The sequence below is a fragment of the Novosphingobium sp. 1529 genome (assembly GCF_040544855.1).
GTDB lineage: Bacteria > Pseudomonadota > Alphaproteobacteria > Sphingomonadales > Sphingomonadaceae > Novosphingobium > Novosphingobium capsulatum.
Genome location: NZ_JBEPKW010000012.1, coordinates 61523 through 79574 on the forward strand (window position 1 = coordinate 61523; position 18052 = coordinate 79574).

The 18052-nt window shown below is 65.9% G+C and carries 17 protein-coding genes and 1 pseudogene; 12 read left to right on the plus strand and 6 right to left on the minus strand.

What is annotated here, in order from left to right; translation table 11 throughout:
* Position 1: 1 nt before the first annotated feature.
* The 4 genes from ABIC78_RS18290 (at position 2) to ssb (ending at position 3534) form a co-directional block, all read left to right on the plus strand.
* Positions 2-682, plus strand: coding sequence for a COQ9 family protein (locus ABIC78_RS18290; RefSeq protein ID WP_028658110.1), 681 nt, complete (start codon positions 2-4; stop codon positions 680-682).
* 112 nt (positions 683-794) lie between these two features.
* On the plus strand, positions 795-1040 hold the full coding sequence (locus tag ABIC78_RS18295) for a FeoA family protein (protein ID WP_062785299.1): 246 nt from the start codon (positions 795-797) through the stop codon (positions 1038-1040).
* The gene (gene feoB, locus ABIC78_RS18300; protein WP_354491203.1) at positions 1037-2896 is read left to right on the plus strand and encodes a ferrous iron transporter B; all 1860 of its coding nucleotides are present in this window, start codon (positions 1037-1039) and stop codon (positions 2894-2896) included. Before ABIC78_RS18295 ends, feoB begins: the two co-directional genes overlap by 4 nt.
* Before the next feature lie 80 nt (positions 2897-2976).
* Positions 2977-3534, plus strand: a complete 558-nt coding sequence (gene ssb, locus ABIC78_RS18305; RefSeq protein WP_022677226.1) for a single-stranded DNA-binding protein — start codon at positions 2977-2979, stop codon at positions 3532-3534.
* A 67-nt stretch (positions 3535-3601) separates the two neighbouring features.
* On the opposite strand, the gene ABIC78_RS18310 is transcribed toward ssb, so the two are convergent.
* The 3 genes from ABIC78_RS18310 to ABIC78_RS18320 form a co-directional block, all read right to left on the minus strand.
* Complete coding sequence (locus tag ABIC78_RS18310) at positions 3602-3964, minus strand: hypothetical protein (RefSeq protein WP_354491205.1); 363 nt, start codon at positions 3962-3964, stop codon at positions 3602-3604.
* Between the two features lie 92 nt (positions 3965-4056).
* Complete coding sequence (locus tag ABIC78_RS18315) at positions 4057-4803, minus strand: 7-carboxy-7-deazaguanine synthase QueE (protein ID WP_354491207.1); 747 nt, start codon at positions 4801-4803, stop codon at positions 4057-4059.
* 212 nt (positions 4804-5015) lie between these two features.
* Positions 5016-7730: a valine--tRNA ligase gene (locus ABIC78_RS18320; protein WP_354491209.1), complete on the minus strand. Its 2715-nt coding sequence runs from the start codon at positions 7728-7730 to the stop codon at positions 5016-5018.
* A 127-nt stretch (positions 7731-7857) separates the two neighbouring features.
* On the opposite strand from ABIC78_RS18320, the gene ABIC78_RS18325 reads away from it, so the two are divergent.
* Genes ABIC78_RS18325 through ABIC78_RS18340 form a run of 4 tightly spaced genes read left to right on the plus strand, consistent with a single transcriptional unit; the run spans position 7858 to position 11439 of the window.
* On the plus strand, positions 7858-8976 hold the full coding sequence (locus ABIC78_RS18325; RefSeq protein WP_028658108.1) for an MlaE family ABC transporter permease: 1119 nt from the start codon (positions 7858-7860) through the stop codon (positions 8974-8976).
* A gap of 3 nt (positions 8977-8979) precedes the next feature.
* A complete protein-coding gene (locus ABIC78_RS18330) occupies positions 8980-9858 on the plus strand; it encodes an ABC transporter ATP-binding protein (protein ID WP_022677221.1) in 879 nt (292 codons plus the stop codon).
* 3 nt (positions 9859-9861) lie between these two features.
* Complete coding sequence (locus tag ABIC78_RS18335; protein ID WP_022677220.1) at positions 9862-10800, plus strand: MlaD family protein; 939 nt, start codon at positions 9862-9864, stop codon at positions 10798-10800.
* A 36-nt stretch (positions 10801-10836) separates the two neighbouring features.
* Entirely contained in the window at positions 10837-11439 is a 603-nt protein-coding gene (locus ABIC78_RS18340) for an ABC-type transport auxiliary lipoprotein family protein (RefSeq protein ID WP_062785199.1), read from the plus strand.
* Between the two features lie 35 nt (positions 11440-11474).
* On the opposite strand, the pseudogene ABIC78_RS18345 reads toward ABIC78_RS18340, so the two are convergent.
* Positions 11475-11642: pseudogene (locus ABIC78_RS18345) on the minus strand (plasmid stabilization protein); the annotation flags it as partial.
* A 222-nt stretch (positions 11643-11864) separates the two neighbouring features.
* Here ABIC78_RS18345 and ABIC78_RS18350 point away from each other — a divergent pair.
* Complete coding sequence (locus ABIC78_RS18350) at positions 11865-12341, plus strand: cache domain-containing protein (RefSeq protein WP_022677217.1); 477 nt, start codon at positions 11865-11867, stop codon at positions 12339-12341.
* Positions 12342-12462: 121 nt separating this feature from the next.
* Positions 12463-13563: an acyltransferase family protein gene (locus ABIC78_RS18355; protein WP_354491213.1), complete on the plus strand. Its 1101-nt coding sequence runs from the start codon at positions 12463-12465 to the stop codon at positions 13561-13563.
* Here the strand turns inward: ABIC78_RS18355 and ABIC78_RS18360 are convergent.
* Complete coding sequence (locus ABIC78_RS18360; protein WP_062785248.1) at positions 13560-14156, minus strand: type 1 glutamine amidotransferase domain-containing protein; 597 nt, start codon at positions 14154-14156, stop codon at positions 13560-13562. The two genes, ABIC78_RS18355 and ABIC78_RS18360, sit on opposite strands and share 4 nt — an antisense overlap.
* Before the next feature lie 105 nt (positions 14157-14261).
* On the opposite strand from ABIC78_RS18360, the gene parC reads away from it, so the two are divergent.
* A complete protein-coding gene (gene parC, locus ABIC78_RS18365; protein ID WP_171793647.1) occupies positions 14262-16541 on the plus strand; it encodes a DNA topoisomerase IV subunit A in 2280 nt (759 codons plus the stop codon).
* Positions 16542-16667: 126 nt separating this feature from the next.
* A complete protein-coding gene (locus ABIC78_RS18370) occupies positions 16668-17054 on the plus strand; it encodes an endonuclease domain-containing protein (RefSeq protein ID WP_354491216.1) in 387 nt (128 codons plus the stop codon).
* A gap of 28 nt (positions 17055-17082) precedes the next feature.
* On the opposite strand, the gene ABIC78_RS18375 is transcribed toward ABIC78_RS18370, so the two are convergent.
* On the minus strand, positions 17083-17988 hold the full coding sequence (locus ABIC78_RS18375) for a LysR substrate-binding domain-containing protein (protein WP_354491218.1): 906 nt from the start codon (positions 17986-17988) through the stop codon (positions 17083-17085).
* Positions 17989-18052: the final 64 nt, after the last annotated feature.

Genomic DNA, 18052 nt, shown 5'->3' on the forward strand with positions numbered 1-18052 from the left:
CATGCCCGATGCGGCCACGCTGGAAACGCTCGATCTCGATCAGCTGCGCATCGAACTCGCGCCGCTGGTGGCCGAAGCGGCCATGTTCGACGGGTGGACCGGCGCGGCGGTCGATAGTGCTGCGCTCGCCGTCGGGCTCGATCCCGCCGTGGCGCGCCTGGCCTATGGCGTGGGCGAAAGCGGCGCGGCGATGACCATGATCGCCGCGTGGATTGCGCGGATCGATGCCGACATGGCCCGTGCCCTGCCGGCCAGCGAACTGGCCACACTCAAGATTCGCGAGCGTATCCGCCGCCTGGTGCAGTTCCGCCTCGATGCCCTGTCGGGCATGGAAGAGGCGCTGCGCCGCGCCCTGATCGAGATGGCCCGCCCGCGCAACAGCGCGCAGACGCTCAAGCTGGGCTGGCACAGCGCGGACGCCATGTGGCGCCTGGCGGGCGATACCGCCACCGATCTCAACCATTACAGCAAGCGCGCGACGCTGGCCGCGCTCTATGCCGCCACGCTGGCCGTCTTTGCCGAGGATCGCAGCGAGGACCATGCCGACACGCGCGCGTTCCTCGATCGCCGGATCGAGGGCGTGATGCGGTTCGAAAAGCTGAAAGCGGGGCTGTTCAAGCGTGAGGGCGAGCGGTTCAGCCCGGTGCGCCTGCTCGGCCGGCTGCGCTATCCCGCCCGCTGACCCGGTCGCTCACCCATTCGCGCGCGCCGTCAGGCCGTTTGATGAATTGATCGCGATCAATCTTCTTGCGAACGACTTGCATAAGCGGCTGGGCTATGGCAGCGGGGCTGCTGTGACGCTCGATGAACTACCGCTGGGCCACGATGCCCGAATCGCCTCGGTCGATTGGGCCGCGCTGGTGCCTGAAGAGGCGCAGCGCCTGCGCGCCCTGGGCTTTGACGAAGGGGCGCAGGTGCGCCTTGCCTATCGCGGGGTGTTCCTGGGCCGCGATCCCCTGGCGATCGAGATTGGGCGGATGACCGTGGCGCTGCGCCGCATCCATGCTCGCGCGATGCACGTGGAAGAGCTGGCGGCATGAGCAGGGGGCCATTTGTCGCCGCGCTGGTGGGCAATCCCAATGCCGGAAAATCCGCGCTGTTCAACGCGCTGACCGGCGCGCGCCAGAAGATCGCCAACTATCCGGGCGTGACGGTGGAGCGCAAGGCGGGGCGCCTGCTGCTGCCCAGTGGCGAGCCGGTCGAACTGGTCGATCTGCCCGGTTCCTATGGCTTTGCCGCCACTAGCCCTGACGAGGAAGTGACCCGCAAGGTCATCATGGGCGAGCAGGTTGGCCAGGTGCGTCCTGACGTCCTGGTCATCGTGCTCGACGCTTCCAACCTGGAACAGCACCTGGTCTTTGCCCAGGAAGTGCTGGAACTGGGCCGGCCCACGGTCGTGGCGCTCAATATGGTCGATCTCGCCGCGCGCGATGGGTTGACGATCGATGCTGCCGCGCTCGCTGCCGAACTGGGCGTGCCGGTGATCGAAACCGTGGCGGTGCGGCGCAAGGGGCTGGCCGAGCTGGCCGCGGCCATCGCCGTGGCGCGCGACACTGCCGCTGGCGATGAAACCCCGGCGGCGCGCGTGCATGTGACGCTGCCCGAACGGCGGCTGCTGGCGCGGCAGATGGCGCAGGGCGCCACGCTTTCCGAAACCGCGCGCCATCGCATCCATGCGCGCATGGACCGGCTGCTGCTGCATCCCTGGCTGGGCCCGCCGGTGCTCTTTGCCCTGCTGTTCGTGGTGTTCCAGGCCGTCTTCACCTGGGCCAAGCCGTTTCAGGACGGGTTGGATGGCGCCGCCTCTGCCCTGCAGGATCTGGCGCGCAGCGAATTGCCCGCCTCGCTGCTGCGCGATCTGCTGACCGACGGGATCATCGGCGGGGTGGGCGCGGTGATCGTGTTCCTGCCGCAGATCCTCATCCTGTTCTTCTTCATCCTGGTGATGGAGGCGACCGGCTACATGGCGCGCGCCGCGTTCCTGATGGACCGCATGATGGCCGGCGTGGGACTGTCCGGGCGCAGCTTCATTCCGCTGCTGTCGAGCTTTGCCTGCGCCATTCCCGGCATTATGGCCACGCGCAGCATCACCGATCCCAAGGACCGGTTGACCACGATCCTGATCGCCCCGCTGATGACCTGTTCGGCCCGGCTGCCGGTCTATGCCGTGATCATCGCGGCGTTCATTCCCAATACGCGGGTGCTGCCGGGCGTGGGCCTGCAGGGGCTGGTGCTGTTCGGGCTCTACGTTGCCGGCATCGTCGGTGCCATGGTCGTGGCGCTGGTGCTGCGCCGCTCGATCACCAAGGGCGCGGCCTCGGGCTTCATTATGGAGTTGCCCAAGTATCAGCTGCCCACGGTCAAGGATCTGGCACTGGGCTTGTGGCAGCGCGCCTGGGTATTCCTGCGCCGCGCCGGCACGATGATCTTTACCGTGACGGTGGTGCTGTGGCTGCTGCTCAACTTCCCGCGCGCCGAGCCGGGCAAGAGCCAGGTCGATGCCTCGATCGCCGGCCACATTGCCAATGGCCTCGCCGTGGTGGTCGAACCGATCGGTTTCAACCGCGATATCGCGCTGGCGCTGATCCCGTCGATGGCTGCGCGCGAAGTGGCGGTGTCCTCGCTCGCCACCAGCTATGCCGTGGACAACAGCGACGAGGATGCGCAGGGCCGCGCCCTGGGTGACGAGCTCAAGCACCACTGGAGCCTGGCGACCGCGCTGGCGTTCCTGGCGTGGTTCGTGTTTGCGCCGCAGTGCATGTCGACCATTGCGGTGACCCGGCGTGAAACCAACGGCTGGAAGTGGCCGGGCTTCATGCTCGGCTATCTCTTCGCGCTGGCCTATGCCTTTGCCGGGATCACCTATTGGACCGCGGTGGCGTTCGGATTGGGCTAACAAGCAGTGGATAGCAGACTCGCGCTAACCGCAAGCGATGCGCTATCAGGCGCGACTGAATTCCATAGGGACGAGATTCGATGGCAGGCAGCGTCAACAAAGTCATTCTGATCGGCAACCTGGGGGCCGACCCGGAGATCAAGTCGTTCCAGAACGGCGGCAAGATTGCGAACCTGCGCATTGCCACCTCGGAAAACTGGAAGGACCGCAACACCGGCGAACGCAAGGAACGCACGGAATGGCACAGCGTCGTGATCAACGGCGATGGCCTGATTGGCGTGGTCGAACGTTTCCTGCGCAAGGGCAGCAAGGTCTATATCGAAGGCCAGCTGCGCACCCGCAAGTGGCAGGACCAGAGCGGCAATGACCGCTACAGCACCGAAGTGGTCGTGGCCGGCATCGGCGGCGCGCTGACGATGCTCGACGGCCCGCAGGGCGGTGCCGGCGGTGGTGGTGGCGGCGGTCAGCGCTCTGGCGGAGGCGGCTGGAACGACGGCGGCTCGAGCAGCGGCGGTTCGCGTGGTGGTGGCAGCGGTGGCTTTGGCGGCGGGTCGTCCTCGGGCGGCGGCAGCACCTGGAACCAGGGTGGCGGCGGCGGCGGCTTCGCCGACGATCTGGACGACGATATCCCGTTCTGATCGCGCCATCTGCACGCGATGACCGGCCCCCTCCTTGGTTCAAGGAGGGGGATTTTTTATGCCGGCGTCAGCGGCCGCAGGCGTCGTAATAGCCGGCCCGGCAATCGGCCACGGCCTGGCGCCAGGCGGCCAGATCGCGCTGGTATTGGGCCTGCGCCTGGGCATAGCCGCCATCATTGTCATAGCCATATCCCGCGCCATAGCCGCTGCTCTCGCTGCGCGAGGCTTGCTGGCGATATTCGCGGGCCCAGCGGGCATCGCGCTTGCGCACATAGTCCAGCTGGGCCTGATTCATGCGGCGGATCGCCTCATGATCGCGCATCCGCGCGGCGCTGCTGCGCATCGACGGATCAGTAGGATCATCGGCGCGTGCTGCACCGGGCAGCGCTGCGGCGATCAGCGCCGCAGCCAGTAGTGGAGTGACCCTCATGGTTCTTGTCCCTTTGCGTATCCCGGCAAAGGCATAGCAAGGTGGGGAACCGGCGGGCAGGGCGCTTGCGACGAATGGTTCCGCAGTTGGTCTCAGGTTCCGCGCGTGTCGCCGTAGAGGTGAATGTGGAGCCGGTCGGTCATGCGCCAGCCCTGCTCCAGGGCGAGCGCTGACAGCCACTTCTCGCGGCCGCGCAGGGTTTCGCTGTCAGTACCCTCGGGCATCACGAACAGGCGTTCGCCCGGGATGCCGTAGCAGGCCTGGAGCGCGGCGACCTCGTCGCAATCGGCCGGGCTGGCCACCACGAACTTGAAGAATGCGCGCGCATCGGCTGCCCAGGCGGTCAGCCGCTCGGGGATCAGCGCCAGTTCCGCCGGGTTGCCCGAATGCGCCAGCTTGGGCGAGACGTTGAACTGGTCGATCAGCGGATCGATCGCGGGCGAGGGGGCAACCGTGCCGTTGGTTTCGATCTCCACATGCAGGCCGGGCCGCGCCGCCTTGAGCGCCGCCAGCACACGGGCCAGCGCGGCGGCCTGCAACAGCGGCTCGCCCCCGGTTACCACCACGCGGTCTTGCGGAAAGGCCAGCAGACGGGCGACTACGTCGTCTTCGGGCAGGATCAGCTGGTTGGTGCTGCGCGCGAACGCCTGGTCATCGCGGTGCGGGCGGTTGTCGCCGGTAAACCGCCAGGTATAGGCCGTGTCACACCACTGGCAGGCCAGATTGCAGCGCGACAGGCGGATGAACAGCGACGGTCGCCCCGCCGATGGCCCTTCGCCCTGCAACGAGGCGAAGATTTCCGGCTCGCCGGGGGTGGTGGTGGCAAGAGCGATGGTCATGGGCAGCGCTCTGTGACTGGCGCACAACGCTCAAGCCCCTTCCTCTTCAGAGGAGGGGGTTGGGGGTGGTGGAAGCTCTGGCGCAAAGGTGGATTTGGCCTCCACCACCCCCCGACCCCCTCCTCTGAAGAGGAGGGGGAGGGTACGGCCCAGCCCTTCGCTTTCTTTGGAAGGATATGCCGGGGTGGTGCGAGGCACAGCACGATGGTTTTTTACCCCAGCCGCGCCAAGGCAGCGGCCAGGCGCTGGCTTTCCGCGCTGTGGTGGGCGTGGTCGGCGCGGGCCTTTTCCACCGCTTCGGGCTTGGCGCGTTCGACGAACGACGGGTTGCCCAGGCGGCCTTCGAGGGCCTTGGCTTCCTTTTGCGCGGCGGCCAGGGCCTTTTCCAGGCGGGCCTTTTCCGCGGCGATGTCGATGATCCCTTCCAGCGGCACCACCAGCGTGGCATCGCCCGCCACGATCTGCATGGCAGCGCCGGCCGGGGCGGGCGCGAAGTGGATCGCCGAAAGGCGCGCCAGGCGTTCGATCGCGGCCGGGTTGGCGGCGATGATCGCGGCGGTGCGCTCGCTCGGGGTGGCCAGATAGGCATCGAGCCGGGCGCCGGGCGCAATGCCCAGTTCGTTCTTGGCGGTGCGCAGCGCGGAAACCAGCGCGATCAACCACTCGACTTCGGCCTTGGCATCGGCGTCGACGCTGGCCTGCGGCGCGGGCCAGCGAGCCACGATCAGTTCGTTGTCGCGGGCGCCAAGTGCGTGCCACAGCTCTTCGGTCACGAAGGGCATGAACGGGTGGAGCATCACCAGGATCTGGTCGAGCACCCAGCCGGCCACGGCGCGGGTTTCATCGTCGAACGAACCCTTGATCAGCTCGATGTACCAGTCGCAGAACGTGTCCCACACGAAGTGGTAGATCGTATTGGCGGCCGCATCGAAGCGCAGGTCGGCCATCGCCTGGTCGAGCGCGGCGACGGTTTCCACCACTTCGCCCACGATCCAGCGGTTGACCGCGCTGGTCGCCTGCGGGGCTTCCAGCGTGGTGGAGGCGGCAATGCCGTTGGCCTGGCAGAAGCGCGCTGCATTCCACAGCTTGGTGGCGAAGTTGCGATAGCCCTCCACCCGCTTCTCATCCATCTTCACGTCGCGGCCCTGGCTTTCCATTGCCGCCATGAAGAAGCGCAGCGCGTCGGCGCCGTACTTGTCGATCAGGCCCAGCGGGTCGACCACGTTACCCTTGGACTTGGACATCTTCTGCCCATCGGCCGCGCGCACCAGCCCGTGCAGGTAGAGCCGCTTCCACGGCACTTCGTTCATGAAGTGCAGGCCCTGCATGGCCATGCGCGCATCCCAGAAGAACAGGATGTCAAAGCCCGAAACCAGGAGGTCATTGGGATAGTGGCGCTGCACCAGCGTGGTATCGTCGGGCCAGCCCAGCGTGGCGAAGGGCCACAGCGCGGAGGAGAACCACGTGTCGAGCACGTCTTCGTCGCGGGTGAGCGGCTTGTTGCCGGCAAGGGCCTGCGCCTCTTCCTCGGTTTCCGCGACATAGGCCTTGCCATCGGCATCATACCACGCCGGAATGCGGTGGCCCCACCACAGCTGGCGCGAGACGCACCAGGGCTGGATGTTTTCCATCCAGTTGAAGAAGGTCTTTTCCCACGACTTGGGCACGATTTCGATGGCGCCCGAGCGCACCGCCTCGATCGGCTTACGGGCAAGGAATTCGGCATTCACATACCACTGGTCGGTCAGCCAGGGTTCGATCACCACGCCGCCGCGATCGCCATAGGGCGTCTGGATCGTGCGCGGTTCGGCGTCGTGCTCGGTCTCGTTGCCGTCCTTGTCCTTGGTGACATGGGGCACGAGCAGGCCTTGCGCCTTGAGCGCCTCGACCACGGCCTTGCGCGCGTCAAAGCGATCGAGGCCGACGAATGCGTCGGGGATCAGGCCATCGTCGGTCTGCACCACCTTGGCCTCGGCATCGAGCATGTTGAGCATGTCGCGTGCTTCGATGCCGGCGCGCTTGCCCACTTCGAAGTCGTTGAAATCGTGACCCGGCGTGATCTTCACCGCGCCGGTGCCCAGCGCGGGATCGGCGTGTTCGTCGGCCACGATCGGAATGCGCCGGCCCGTCAGCGGCAGCACGACATGCTTGCCGATCACGCTCTTGTAGCGTTCGTCGTCGGGGTGCACGGCCACCGCCATGTCGGCCAGCATGGTTTCCGGGCGCGTGGTGGCAACGACAATATGATCGGCCCCGCTGTCGAGCGTCACGCCATCGGCGAGGGGATAGCGGAAGCGCCAGAAATGGCCCTGCACCTCGCGCGTTTCCACTTCGAGGTCGGAAATCGCGGTCTTGAGCTTGGGGTCCCAGTTGACCAGCCGCTTGTCGCGGTAGATCAGGCCCTGGTTGTGCAGGTCAACGAAGACCTTGACCACCGCGCGGGTGAAGTGCGGGTCCATGGTGAACTGCTCGCGGCTCCAGTCCATCGAGCAGCCCAGGCGGCGCAGCTGGCGGGTGATGGTGCCGCCGCTTTCCGCCTTCCATTCCCACACCTTGTCCACGAACTGCTCGCGCGTGTAGTTGGTGCGCTTGTCCTGGTTCGCTTCCAGCTGGCGTTCCACCACCATCTGCGTGGCGATGCCGGCGTGGTCGGTGCCCACTACCCACAGCGCGTCCTTGCCCTTGAGGCGTTCGTGGCGGATCACGATGTCTTGCAGCGTGTTGTCCAGCGCATGGCCGATATGGAGCGAGCCGGTTACGTTGGGCGGCGGGTTCACGATGGTGAACGGGGTGGCATCGGGGCGTTCCGGGCGGAACAGGCCTTTGCCTTCCCAATGGCCATACCAGCGCGCCTCGATAGCGCCCGGTTCGAACGTCTTGGCCAGCTGGTCCTGGCCCGATTCCTGCTGCGTAATGGTCTCGCTCATGGCTGGCGCCTTGCCAGTTGCCGCCCGCTATCGCAAGCGGCGGCGGGAACGGAAAAGCCGCTTCCTGCGTTTCGCCGCACGTGATGCACTTGTCGCCCCCTCCATTTTCGCCCATGAAGTGGGCAGGATGAGAGCCTTAGCCGATTTCACGATAGAGCCGGGCCAGGGCGGTGGCGGCAATGTGCTGCACTTCAGCGGCCCGATGGTGGTATCTTCCCTGGGTCTGGTCGATCGGCGCCTGCGCCAGATCGCCGATCCGGTGGACGAGATCGATGTCAGCGACGTAGAACGCATGGACACCGTTGGCGCCTGGACGGTGTGGCGCCTGTCACAGCAGCTCGGCGCCAAGATCGTCAATTGCCGCGACGAGGCCGAACGGCTGATCAACGCGATCAGCAAGACCGACGAAAACCGCGAAAGCATCCGCGCCCCGCGCCTGCCCCTGATCGAGCGCGTGCCCGATGAAGTGGGCAAGATGGTCATCGCGCTGGCGGTGGGGTTCCTGCAGATCATCGGCTTCCTGGGCCAGGCGATTTCGGCGATCGGCATGACGCTGCGCCATCCGCGCCGCTTTCGCGGACTCGCGCTTGTCCATCAGATGGAACTGGTGGGCGTCAACGCGCTCGGCATTGTCGGGCTGATGAGCTTCCTGGTCGGCGTGGTGATCGCGCAGCAGGGGGCGGTGCAGCTGCAGCAGTTTGGCGCGGAAATCTATACGATCAACCTCGTCGGCCGCCTGACCCTGCGTGAGCTGGGCATCCTGATGACCGCGATCATGGTCGCCGGGCGATCGGGATCGGCCTTTGCCGCGCAGCTGGGCACGATGAAGCTGACCGAGGAAGTGGACGCCATGCGCACGATCGGCGTCTCGCCGACCGAGGCGCTGGTGTTGCCGCGCATTCTGGCGACGATGATCATGCTGCCCCTGCTGGGCATCTATTCGTCGGTGCTGGGCATCATCGGCGGCGCGTTTCTGGGCTCGGTGTCGCTGGGCATTCCGTTCCTCACCTTCCTGGCGCGCATCCAGGAAGTGGTGCCGATCCACGACGTGTGGGTCGGGCTGGTCAAGGGGCCGGTGTTCGGCCTGATCGTCGCGCTCGCCGGCTGCTACCAGGGCATGCAGGTCAAGACCAATGCCGAGGAAGTGGGCACGCGCACCACCTCTGCCGTGGTGCTGGCGATCTTTACGGTGATCGTGCTCGACGCCTTCTTTGCGGTGTTCTTCACCAAGATCGGCTGGGGGTGAGCCATGCATGATCCCCAGGCGCACCTGGCGCCGATCCCCGACGAATTCGAAGGCGATTACCCGATCCGCGTGCGTGGGCTGGTTAATCGCTTTGACGACCATGTGATCCACGACGGTCTCGATCTCGATGTGAAGCGGGGCGAGATCATCGGCGTGGTGGGTGGCTCGGGCACCGGCAAATCGGTGCTCATGCGCTCGATCATCGGCCTGCAGATCCCGCAGGAAGGTTCGATCGAGGTGCTCGGCCGCTCGATCACCGACGCACGCGATGATGACGATATCGATATTCGCAGCCAGTGGGGCGTGCTGTTTCAGGGCGGGGCGCTGTTTTCCACGCTGACCGTGGCGGAAAACGTCGAGGTGCCGCTGCGCGAATTCTATCCCGAGATCACCGACGAACTGCGCCACGAAATCGCGCGCTACAAGGTGCTGCTGTCGGGCCTGCCGGCCAATGCCACCAGCAAGTATCCGTCAGAGCTTTCGGGCGGGATGAAGAAGCGCGCTGGCCTGGCGCGCGCGCTGGCGCTCGATCCCGAACTGCTGTTCCTGGACGAGCCGACCGCCGGGCTCGATCCGATCGGGGCTGCCGCGTTCGATACCCTGATCCGCAGCCTGCAGGAAACCTTGGGGCTGACCGTGTTCCTGATCACCCACGATCTCGATACGCTGTACGAAATCTGCGATCGGGTGGCAGTGCTCGCCGACAAGAAGGTGATTGCCGTGGGCACGATCCCCGAACTGCTGGCGCTGGATCACCCGTGGATCCAGGAATATTTCAACGGACCGCGCGGCCGGGCGGCCAAGGATGCGCAAGATCGCGAAGCGGCCCATGTGGTAAAACCCAATCCCGAGGCGGCCACCTCCGCGATGGAACAGGAATAAGCGATGGAAACGCGGGCAAACCATATCTGGGTCGGGGCCGTCACGCTGCTGCTGTTGATCGGCGCGGCGGTGCTCACCATCTGGATCGCGCGGCTGAACCAGAACGCGCAGAACGAATACGACATCTTCTTCAAGCAATCGGTCGATGGCCTGGCCAAGGGATCGGAAGTGTCGTTTTCGGGCGTGCCCTCGGGCCAGGTAAAAGACATCGAACTGTGGGAGAAAGACCCGGAGTTCGTGCGCGTGCGCATCGCCATCGACAAGCGCGTGCCGATCCTGATGGGCACCACTGCCAGCATCCAGGGCAGCTTTACCGGTGTTTCCACGATCCAGCTGGCCGGCGCCGTCAAGGGTGCGCCGCCGATCGACCAGCCTGGGCCGGAAGGGGCGCCGGTGATCCCGACCAAGCGTTCTGGCCTGGGCGAAATCCTGTCCAACGCGCCGCTGCTGCTGGAGCGCCTGGCCACCCTGACCGAGCGCCTGACCATGGTGCTGTCTGACAAGAACCAGAAGTCGATCGAAAACATCCTGGCGCATACCGACAAGATGACCGCCAACCTGGCCGATGCCTCGCCCCAGGTGCAGCGCACCCTGGCCGAGCTGCAGTCCACGCTGCGCCAGGCGACCTATACCCTGTCGGCCTTTGAAAAGGTTGCCGGTTCGGCCGACAACCTGCTCAACGACCAGGGCAATGGCCTGGCCAAGCAGCTGCGCGATACGCTCAAGTCTGCCCAGGCGGCGGCTGATGCGCTCAACGATACGGCCAAGTCGGCGCAGCCGGGGCTCAAGCGGTTTGACCAGCAGACGCTGCCGGCAGCCGATGCGGCGCTGCGTGATCTTCAGGCCACCACCCGGTCCTTGCGTGAATTGACCGATCGCATCAACGATCGCGGCGTCAGCAGCGTGGTCGGCAGCCCCAAGCTGCCCGACTACAAGCACTGATCGTTGCGCCATAAATCTCCACTGGGGGAATTTGACATGCCGTTTCGCCCGCTCATCCCCGCCTCGCGCCCGGCTCTCGGTGCGCTGCTGGTGGCCGCTCTCAGCCTGTCGGGCTGTGTCAGCATCGGCGGCAAAGCGCCCGCCACGCTGCTGGCGCTCAGCTCTGATGCCACGGTTCCAGCGGGGCAGGGCGCCTCGGGCACGCTGGCCAAGTCTGTCGTGGTGATGGAGCCTTCGGCCGATGCGCGCGTCTCGGTTCTGCGCGTGCCAGTGCAGATCGATGCCAGCAACGTGGCCTACATCAAGAAGACACAGTGGGTCGAACGCCCGGCGCGCCAGTTGCAGCACCTGATCGCCGAAACCCTGCGCGCCAAGGGCGGCCGCCTGGTGGTGGAAAGCGATATCGACCAGTGGCAGCAGCGGCTTTCGGGCCGCCTGCTGGCCATGGGCTATGACCTGCCGAGCCACAGCGCCGTGGTGCGCTTTGACGCAGTGAAGGAAGCGCCGGGCGGGCAGATCGAAACCCGCCGGTTCGAGGCGCGCGTGCCCAATGTCAGCGACGATGCCGCCGCAATCGGCCCGGCCTTGAACCAGGCCGCCAACGATGTGGCGCGCCAGGTGGTTGACTGGCTGGGGTGATCGGGCGCCGGGCGCGGCTGTAGTCAGCCGTGCTTGCGCCCCGAACCCGATTTCTTGCCGCCACCGTCCTGTTTGTTGACGGTGGCCCAGGCGCGCGCTTCGGCTTCCTTGGGCTCTACGCCGCGCGCTTCATAGCTCTCCTCGATGTGCTCCGCCTTGCGCTTCTGCTTGTCGGTATAGGCGTCTTTGCTGCCCTGCGGCATCGTCGTCCTCCTGGGCCAAAGTCATCGGCACTGTCTGCCAGTTCCTGATCAAGGGGTGGCGCGCACGATGGTTCCGGCAAATTTGCGCCAATTGATCTATCGCACCGACACCGCCGCCAGCGCATGGCACATCCGGCCTCACCCAAGGGGGATCGCGCGATAGTCCGCCGCGCGGCGTTCCTTCCGGGGCGTTTGACCCATGCGTCCAAGGAGGCTCGACCAATGTTGCCCACGTTTCCCCGCCTGATCCTGGCCTGTGCCATGGCCTGTGTTACCGTGCCGCTGGCGTCCGTGCCGGCCCAGGCTGCCGCCCATGCCGGATCGGCCGATGCCCAGGCGCTGCTCTCGCGCGCGGTGGCCGAAGTGAAAGGCGTTGGCGCGCCCAAGGCCTTTGCCGAATTCAACGATCCCAACGGCCCGTTCCACACCCGTGAGCTGTACGTTTTCGTGTTCAGTATGACCGGCCGCTATGAAGCGTCGGGTGCCGATCCCAAGCTTGCTGGCAGCGATGCCAGCGCCATGACCGATGCCGAAGGCCGCCCCTTCGTGCAGGACATGATCGCGCTCGCCAAGGCCAAGGACGGCGGCCGGGTGGACTATGTCTGGCTCAACCGTGTGGACAACCGGGTGGAGCACAAGCGCTCGCTGGTCCAGCGCGTGGGTGACCACATTGTCGGCGTGGGATACTATGCCGGCTGATAACCAGGGCTGATCGGGCTTGGCCGCGTGCGGGGCACGTTTGGCCGCCTGACGGGTTTGACATCCACGGCCCCGCCGCGTTCATCGCGTGGCGGGGCGTCGATGAAGGATGTCAGCGCCCGTGTTTCAGGAAAGCCAGTCGTTTGCCGATACCCGCGTCCGCACTTCGCGCGCGATTGGCCTGGCCCGCGTGCTGTGCATCCTGGGTATTGTCTATGTCCACGCCTGGACCGGGCTCTATGGCCCGGCGTTGACCGCGCTCGACCATACGCCGCAGGGCCTGTTGCGCTGGGGCCTGATCGAACTCTTGGCGCGCTCGTCGGTGCCGCTGCTCAGCCTGGTGTCGGGCTGGCTGGTGGGCCCGTCGCTGGCGCGGCGCGGCGCGCGGGCATTCCTTGCCGGCAAGGCGCGCACCGTGGTCGTGCCGATGCTGGCATGGAATGCCATTGCCATCGTCGTGGTATCGGGCGCTGCCTACCTTGGGTTGCTCTATGCGCCGCAGCCCACGTCGTGGGGCTGGTTGGCCAACGAGTTGACCGGCCTTGCCCACCCGAACGAGATCAACGTGCAGATGCCGTTCCTGCGCGATCTGTTCGTCTGCCTGCTCGCCGCGCCGCTGCTAGTGCGGCAGGGCGATCGCACGCTGGCGGTGGTGGCGGTCGCCGCCCTGGCGTGGAGCCTGGCGCCGCCGGTTTTCCCGCTGTTGCAGCGCCCGTCCATCCTGGGTTTCTTTGTCCTGGGCATGCTGGTGCGCCGGCACGATGCGGCTGCGCGGATTGCCGGCGCGCCGCTGGTGCTGATCCTGGCACCCTATCTGGTGCTATCAGGGGTAAAAATCTGGCTGGAACTCTATGGCGAAGCGCAGGGGCTGGCCTCGCCCTTGCTGATGGCAGCGGTCGATCTGGCCATGCGCGGCGCCACGGCGCTTTGCTTCTGGGCGCTGGCCTGGCGCCTCGCTGGCACGCGCGCCGGGGGCGTGCTGCTGCGGCTGGAGCCGGCGATGTTCCTGCTGTTCTGCTGCCACCTGATCCTGATCTGGTGCGCCGGCCCTGCCATCGGCCGCCTGACTGGCCCGCTGGGAGCGCCGGCTTATCCCTTGTTCCTGCTCGCCCAGCCACTGCTGGCGCTGGGCGCCACGCTCTTGCTGGGCAGGCTGCTTGTGGCCATCAGCCCGCCGCTGGCGCAATGGCTCAGCGGCGGGCGTCTGGCCTTGCAGCGTTAGTCTTCGTCTTCGTCTTCCAGCAGGCCTTCTTCCTCTTCCTCCCAGCCCTTTTCGTCCTCTTCTTCCTCGTCTTCCTCCAGCGCATCGATCAGCGCCTGGGCAAACATCGGGATGTCATCGGGCTTGCGGCTGGTGATGAGGTTGCCGTCGATCGCCACGGCCTGGTCCACCACATCGGCCCCGGCATTTTCCAGGTCGGTGCGGATCGAGGGCCAGCCCGTTACCGTGCGGCCATCGATGATGTCGGCTTCCACCAGCAGCCAGGGGCCATGGCAGATCGCCGCGATCGGCTTGTCCATGTCGTCGAATTCCTCGACCAGCTCGATCACGCGGGATTCGAGCCGCAGCGCATCGGGGTTCATCTGGCCACCGGGCAGCAGCAGGGCGTCGAAGTCATCTGCTTCCACGGCATCGAGGCGCATGTCTACCTTGACGCTTTCACCCCAGTCGGTGTGGTTCCAGCCCTTGATCGAGCCAGTCTTGGGGCTGGCGACTACGGTTTCGATGCCGGCTGCTTCCAGCGCCTTTTTCGGTTCAAGCAGTTCGGATTGTTCAAAGCCGTCGGTGGCTAGGATCAGCACGCGTTTGGCCATGGTCATTCTCCGTCAAATCGGGGGGATACTTGCCCACAATGGCCCGCCGTGATGACAGTTCCGGAGGTTTCGTTTTGTTCACGGTATTGCTACACGGATTCGGCCATGGCCGATGATTTCAAAGATCCGTTCGACGCTATCGTCGATGCCCCCTTCGACTCCGCCCTGTCGGAGCGTTACCTGGTCTATGCGCTGTCCACGATCACGGCGCGATCGCTGCCCGATCTGCGCGATGGCTTGAAGCCGGTGCACCGCCGCCTGCTGTGGGCGATGCGGCAGTTGAAGCTCGATCCCAACGGCGCGTTCAAGAAATCGGCGCGCGTGGTGGGCGATGTGATCGGCAAGTATCACCCGCACGGCGATGCCAGCGTCTATGACGCGATGGTCCGCCTCGCCCAGGATTTCGCGCTGCGCTATCCGCTGGTCGAGGGGCAGGGCAATTTCGGCAATATCGATGGCGATAACGCGGCGGCCTATCGCTACACCGAAGCGCGGCTGACCGCGACGGCGATCCGCCTGATGGCCGGGCTTGACGAAGGCACGGTCGATTTCCTGCCGACCTACAATGGCGAGGAGCAGGAACCGGAAATCTTTCCGGGGCTGTTTCCCAACCTGCTGGCCAATGGCGCCAGCGGCATCGCCGTGGGCATGGCCACCAACATTCCCAGCCACAACGTGGCCGAGATCGTCGATGCCACGCTGCTGTTGATCGACAATCCCCACGCCGAACATGCCCAGTTGATGGAGGTGTTCCACGGCCCCGATTTTCCCACCGGGGGCGTGGTGGTCGATAGCCCGGCGGCGATTTCGGCTGCCTATGAAACCGGGCGCGGTTCGATCCGCGTGCGCGGGCGCTTTTCGACCGGCCGGACCGAGGATGGCGCCTGGGAAGGCAGCGGGATCGAGCGGCTGGGCAGCGGCCAGTGGCAGCTGGTGATTTCCGAAATCCCCTACATGGTGCAGAAGGGCAAGCTGATCGAACAGATCGCCGCCTTGATCGGCGACAAGAAGCTGCCGATCCTGGAAGACGTGCGCGATGAAAGCGACGAGCACATCCGCATCGTGCTTGTGCCCAAGAGCCGCAATGTCGATCCCGAGCTGCTCAAGGAATCGCTCTATCGGCTGACCGACCTGGAAACGCGCTTTGGCCTCAACCTCAACGTGCTGGATTCGCAGCGCACGCCGGGTGTGTTGGGCCTGAAACTGCTGTTGCAGGAATGGGTGGTCAGCCAGATCGACATCATGCTGCGCCGCACGCAGCACCGGCTGGACAAGATCGCCGCGCGGCTCGAACTGCTCGAAGGCTATATCATTGCCTATCTCAACCTCGATCGGATCATCGAGATCATCCGCACCGAGGATGAGCCCAAGCCGGTGATGATGGCCGAGTTCGGCCTGACCGATCGCCAGGCCGAGGCGATCCTCAACATGCGCCTGCGCAGCTTGCGCAAGCTGGAAGAGATGGAACTGCGCCGCGAGCACGACGCGCTGCTGGCCGAGCAGGACGATCTCAACAAGCTGCTGGAAAGCCCGGCGCGCCAGCGCACCCGGCTCAAGCGTGAACTGGCGGCGCTGCGCAAGGAGTATGGCCCGGAAACCGCGCTGGGTCGCCGCCGCACCACGATTGCCGAGGCCGCACCGACGCGCGAATTCTCGATGGATGCGATGATCGAGAAAGAGCCGGTCACCGTCGTCCTTTCCGCACGCGGCTGGATTCGCGCCGCCAAGGGGCATCTGCCGCTAGATACCGAGTTCAAGTTCAAGGAAGGCGATGGCCCGGCCTGGGTCTTGCACGCGCAGACCACCGACAAGCTGCTGGTCGCGCTCGACAATGGCCGGTTCTACACGCTCGGCGCCGACAAGCTCCCCGGTGCGCGCGGCTTTGGCGAGCCGATCCGCACCATGGTCGATATCGATCCCGATGCGCATATCATGGCGCTGGTGGTCTATCGGCCCAAGGGCCAGTTGCTGCTGGCCGCCAACACCGGGCGCGGTTTTGCCGCCGAGATGGACGAACTGCTGGCCGAAACCCGCAAGGGGCGCGGCGTGGTATCGACCAAGCCCGGCGTCAGCCTCAAGATCGTGCGCGAGATCGCGCCCGAACATGATCACGTCGCCGTGGTGGGTGAAAACCGCAAGCTGGTGATCTTTGCCCTGTCGGAAGTGCCGATCCTGGCCAAGGGGCAGGGGGTGACGCTGCAACGCTATCGCGATGGCGGCTTGTCGGACGCCATCACGCTCAAGCTGGAAGACGGCCTCACCTGGGCCATGGGCGGCGAAACCGGCCGCACCCGCGTGGAAAAGGATCTCCTCCCCTGGAAGGTCGCCCGCGGCGCCGCCGGGCGTTTGCCACCCGTTGGCTTCCCGCGGGATAATACGTTCTAGGGATCAGCCCCTCCACCACCGCTGCGCGGCGGTCCCCCTCCCCGTCGGTGACGGGGAGGATCGATTCCGCCACATCGGCTTCAGTGGCGCTTGCCGAAAAGCTTGGCGGCGGCATTCACTGGCGCCATGAACACCGTCCAGAACGCCCGACGCTTGCGCCGCGCGATGTCGCTGCCCGAAGTGCTGCTGTGGCAGGCACTGCGGCGGCGTCAGGGTGGTGTGAAGCTGCGCCGGCAGCATCCGATCGGGCCTTACATCCTCGATTTCTGGTGCTCGGCAGCCCGTCTCGCCATCGAAGTGGACGGTAAAGCTCACGACATGGGCGATCGGGCGCAGCACGATATGCGCCGTGATGCCTGGCTCGCCACGCAAGGTGTTGAGGTGCTGCGCTTGCCAGCGGTTGAGGTCTTGCGCGATCCCACAGCGGCCGCTTACGCTATCGCGCAGAACTGCCAGGCGCGGATCGCACAGATCCTCCCCATGGAATGGGGAGGTGGCAGGCCGCAGGCCTGACGGAGGGGCGCCGTCAACTATTGGCGCATCAAGCCGCGCCCTGTTCCTTGGCCGCGTCGACCAGCCAGTCGTGGAATTTGACGAGGCCGGGGTGATCGCGCCAGTCGGGGCGCAGGACGAGGTAGTATTGCCCCTCGTCGGCCAGTGCGGTGGCGAAAGGGGTGACGAGCGCGCCTGATTGCAGTTCCGGTTCGATCAGGAAGCGGGGGAGCAGAGCGGCGCCCGATCCGGCGGCGGCGGCCTGGGCCAGCATCAGGAAGTGTTCGAAGGTCGCACCTTTGAGCGGCGGCAGGCCATCGATGCCAGCAAGGGCGAACCAGCGGTTCCAGGCATTGCGGCGTGAAATCTGGAACAGCAGCGGCTTGCCCAGGAGGTCGGCGGGCTCATGCACCCCTTCGGCCGCCAGCCACGATGGCGCGCAGGCCACCACCGCCTGTTCGGTGAACAGCGGGATCATTTCAGCGTCGTCCCAATCGGCCGCGCCGAAGTGGATCGCGGCATCGAACCGCTCCTCGCGCAAGTCGAACGGGAACGAGCGCGCGGCAAAGTTCACCGTGAGTTCGGGGTGTCGCGCAGTCAGCCCGGGCAGGCGCGGGGCGAGCCAGCGCATGCCGAAGCTGGGCAGCGTGGCGATGGTCAGGTCGCGGCGGCTGCCCCGGTCCATGGCCTTGGCGGTGGCCATGCGGATGCGGCGCAGCGCCGGCTCGATATCCTCCGCGTAGGCGCGCCCGGCCTCGTTCAGGGTAACGCGGCGGCCGTGGCGCTGGAACAGCGGGGTCTGCAGGCTTTCTTCCAGCAGCGCGATCTGGCGGCTGACTGCGCTTTGCGTCAGGCCCAGCTGCGCGCCAGCGCGAGAGAAGCCGCCTTCGCGCGCGGCGGCCACGAAGCAGGCCAGCGCGGTCATCGAGGGAAGCTCGCGGCGTGATTCACTCATTCCAAAACCCGATCAACAGATGATGCTTACCCGTTTTGATACCCGGCTTTCCTATCATAAATTG

Bases quoted from the DNA above. Each gene is read 5' to 3' on its own strand.
- ABIC78_RS18320 (WP_354491209.1), bottom strand. From the start codon at position 7,730: ATGAGCGAGACCATTACGCAGCAGGAATCGGGCCAGGACCAGCTGGCC.
- ABIC78_RS18335 (WP_022677220.1), top strand. From the start codon at position 9,862: ATGGAAACGCGGGCAAACCATATCTGGGTCGGGGCCGTCACGCTGCTG.
- ABIC78_RS18375 (WP_354491218.1), bottom strand. From the start codon at position 17,988: ATGAGTGAATCACGCCGCGAGCTTCCCTCGATGACCGCGCTGGCCTGC.
- ABIC78_RS18340 (WP_062785199.1), top strand. From the start codon at position 10,837: ATGCCGTTTCGCCCGCTCATCCCCGCCTCGCGCCCGGCTCTCGGTGCG.
- ABIC78_RS18315 (WP_354491207.1), bottom strand. From the start codon at position 4,803: ATGACCATCGCTCTTGCCACCACCACCCCCGGCGAGCCGGAAATCTTC.
- ABIC78_RS18325 (WP_028658108.1), top strand. From the start codon at position 7,858: ATGAGAGCCTTAGCCGATTTCACGATAGAGCCGGGCCAGGGCGGTGGC.
- parC (WP_171793647.1), top strand. From the start codon at position 14,262: ATGGCCGATGATTTCAAAGATCCGTTCGACGCTATCGTCGATGCCCCC.
- ABIC78_RS18360 (WP_062785248.1), bottom strand. From the start codon at position 14,156: ATGGCCAAACGCGTGCTGATCCTAGCCACCGACGGCTTTGAACAATCC.
- ssb (WP_022677226.1), top strand. From the start codon at position 2,977: ATGGCAGGCAGCGTCAACAAAGTCATTCTGATCGGCAACCTGGGGGCC.
- ABIC78_RS18350 (WP_022677217.1), top strand. From the start codon at position 11,865: ATGTTGCCCACGTTTCCCCGCCTGATCCTGGCCTGTGCCATGGCCTGT.
- ABIC78_RS18370 (WP_354491216.1), top strand. From the start codon at position 16,668: ATGAACACCGTCCAGAACGCCCGACGCTTGCGCCGCGCGATGTCGCTG.
- ABIC78_RS18290 (WP_028658110.1), top strand. From the start codon at position 2: ATGCCCGATGCGGCCACGCTGGAAACGCTCGATCTCGATCAGCTGCGC.
- ABIC78_RS18330 (WP_022677221.1), top strand. From the start codon at position 8,980: ATGCATGATCCCCAGGCGCACCTGGCGCCGATCCCCGACGAATTCGAA.
- feoB (WP_354491203.1), top strand. From the start codon at position 1,037: ATGAGCAGGGGGCCATTTGTCGCCGCGCTGGTGGGCAATCCCAATGCC.
- ABIC78_RS18310 (WP_354491205.1), bottom strand. From the start codon at position 3,964: ATGAGGGTCACTCCACTACTGGCTGCGGCGCTGATCGCCGCAGCGCTG.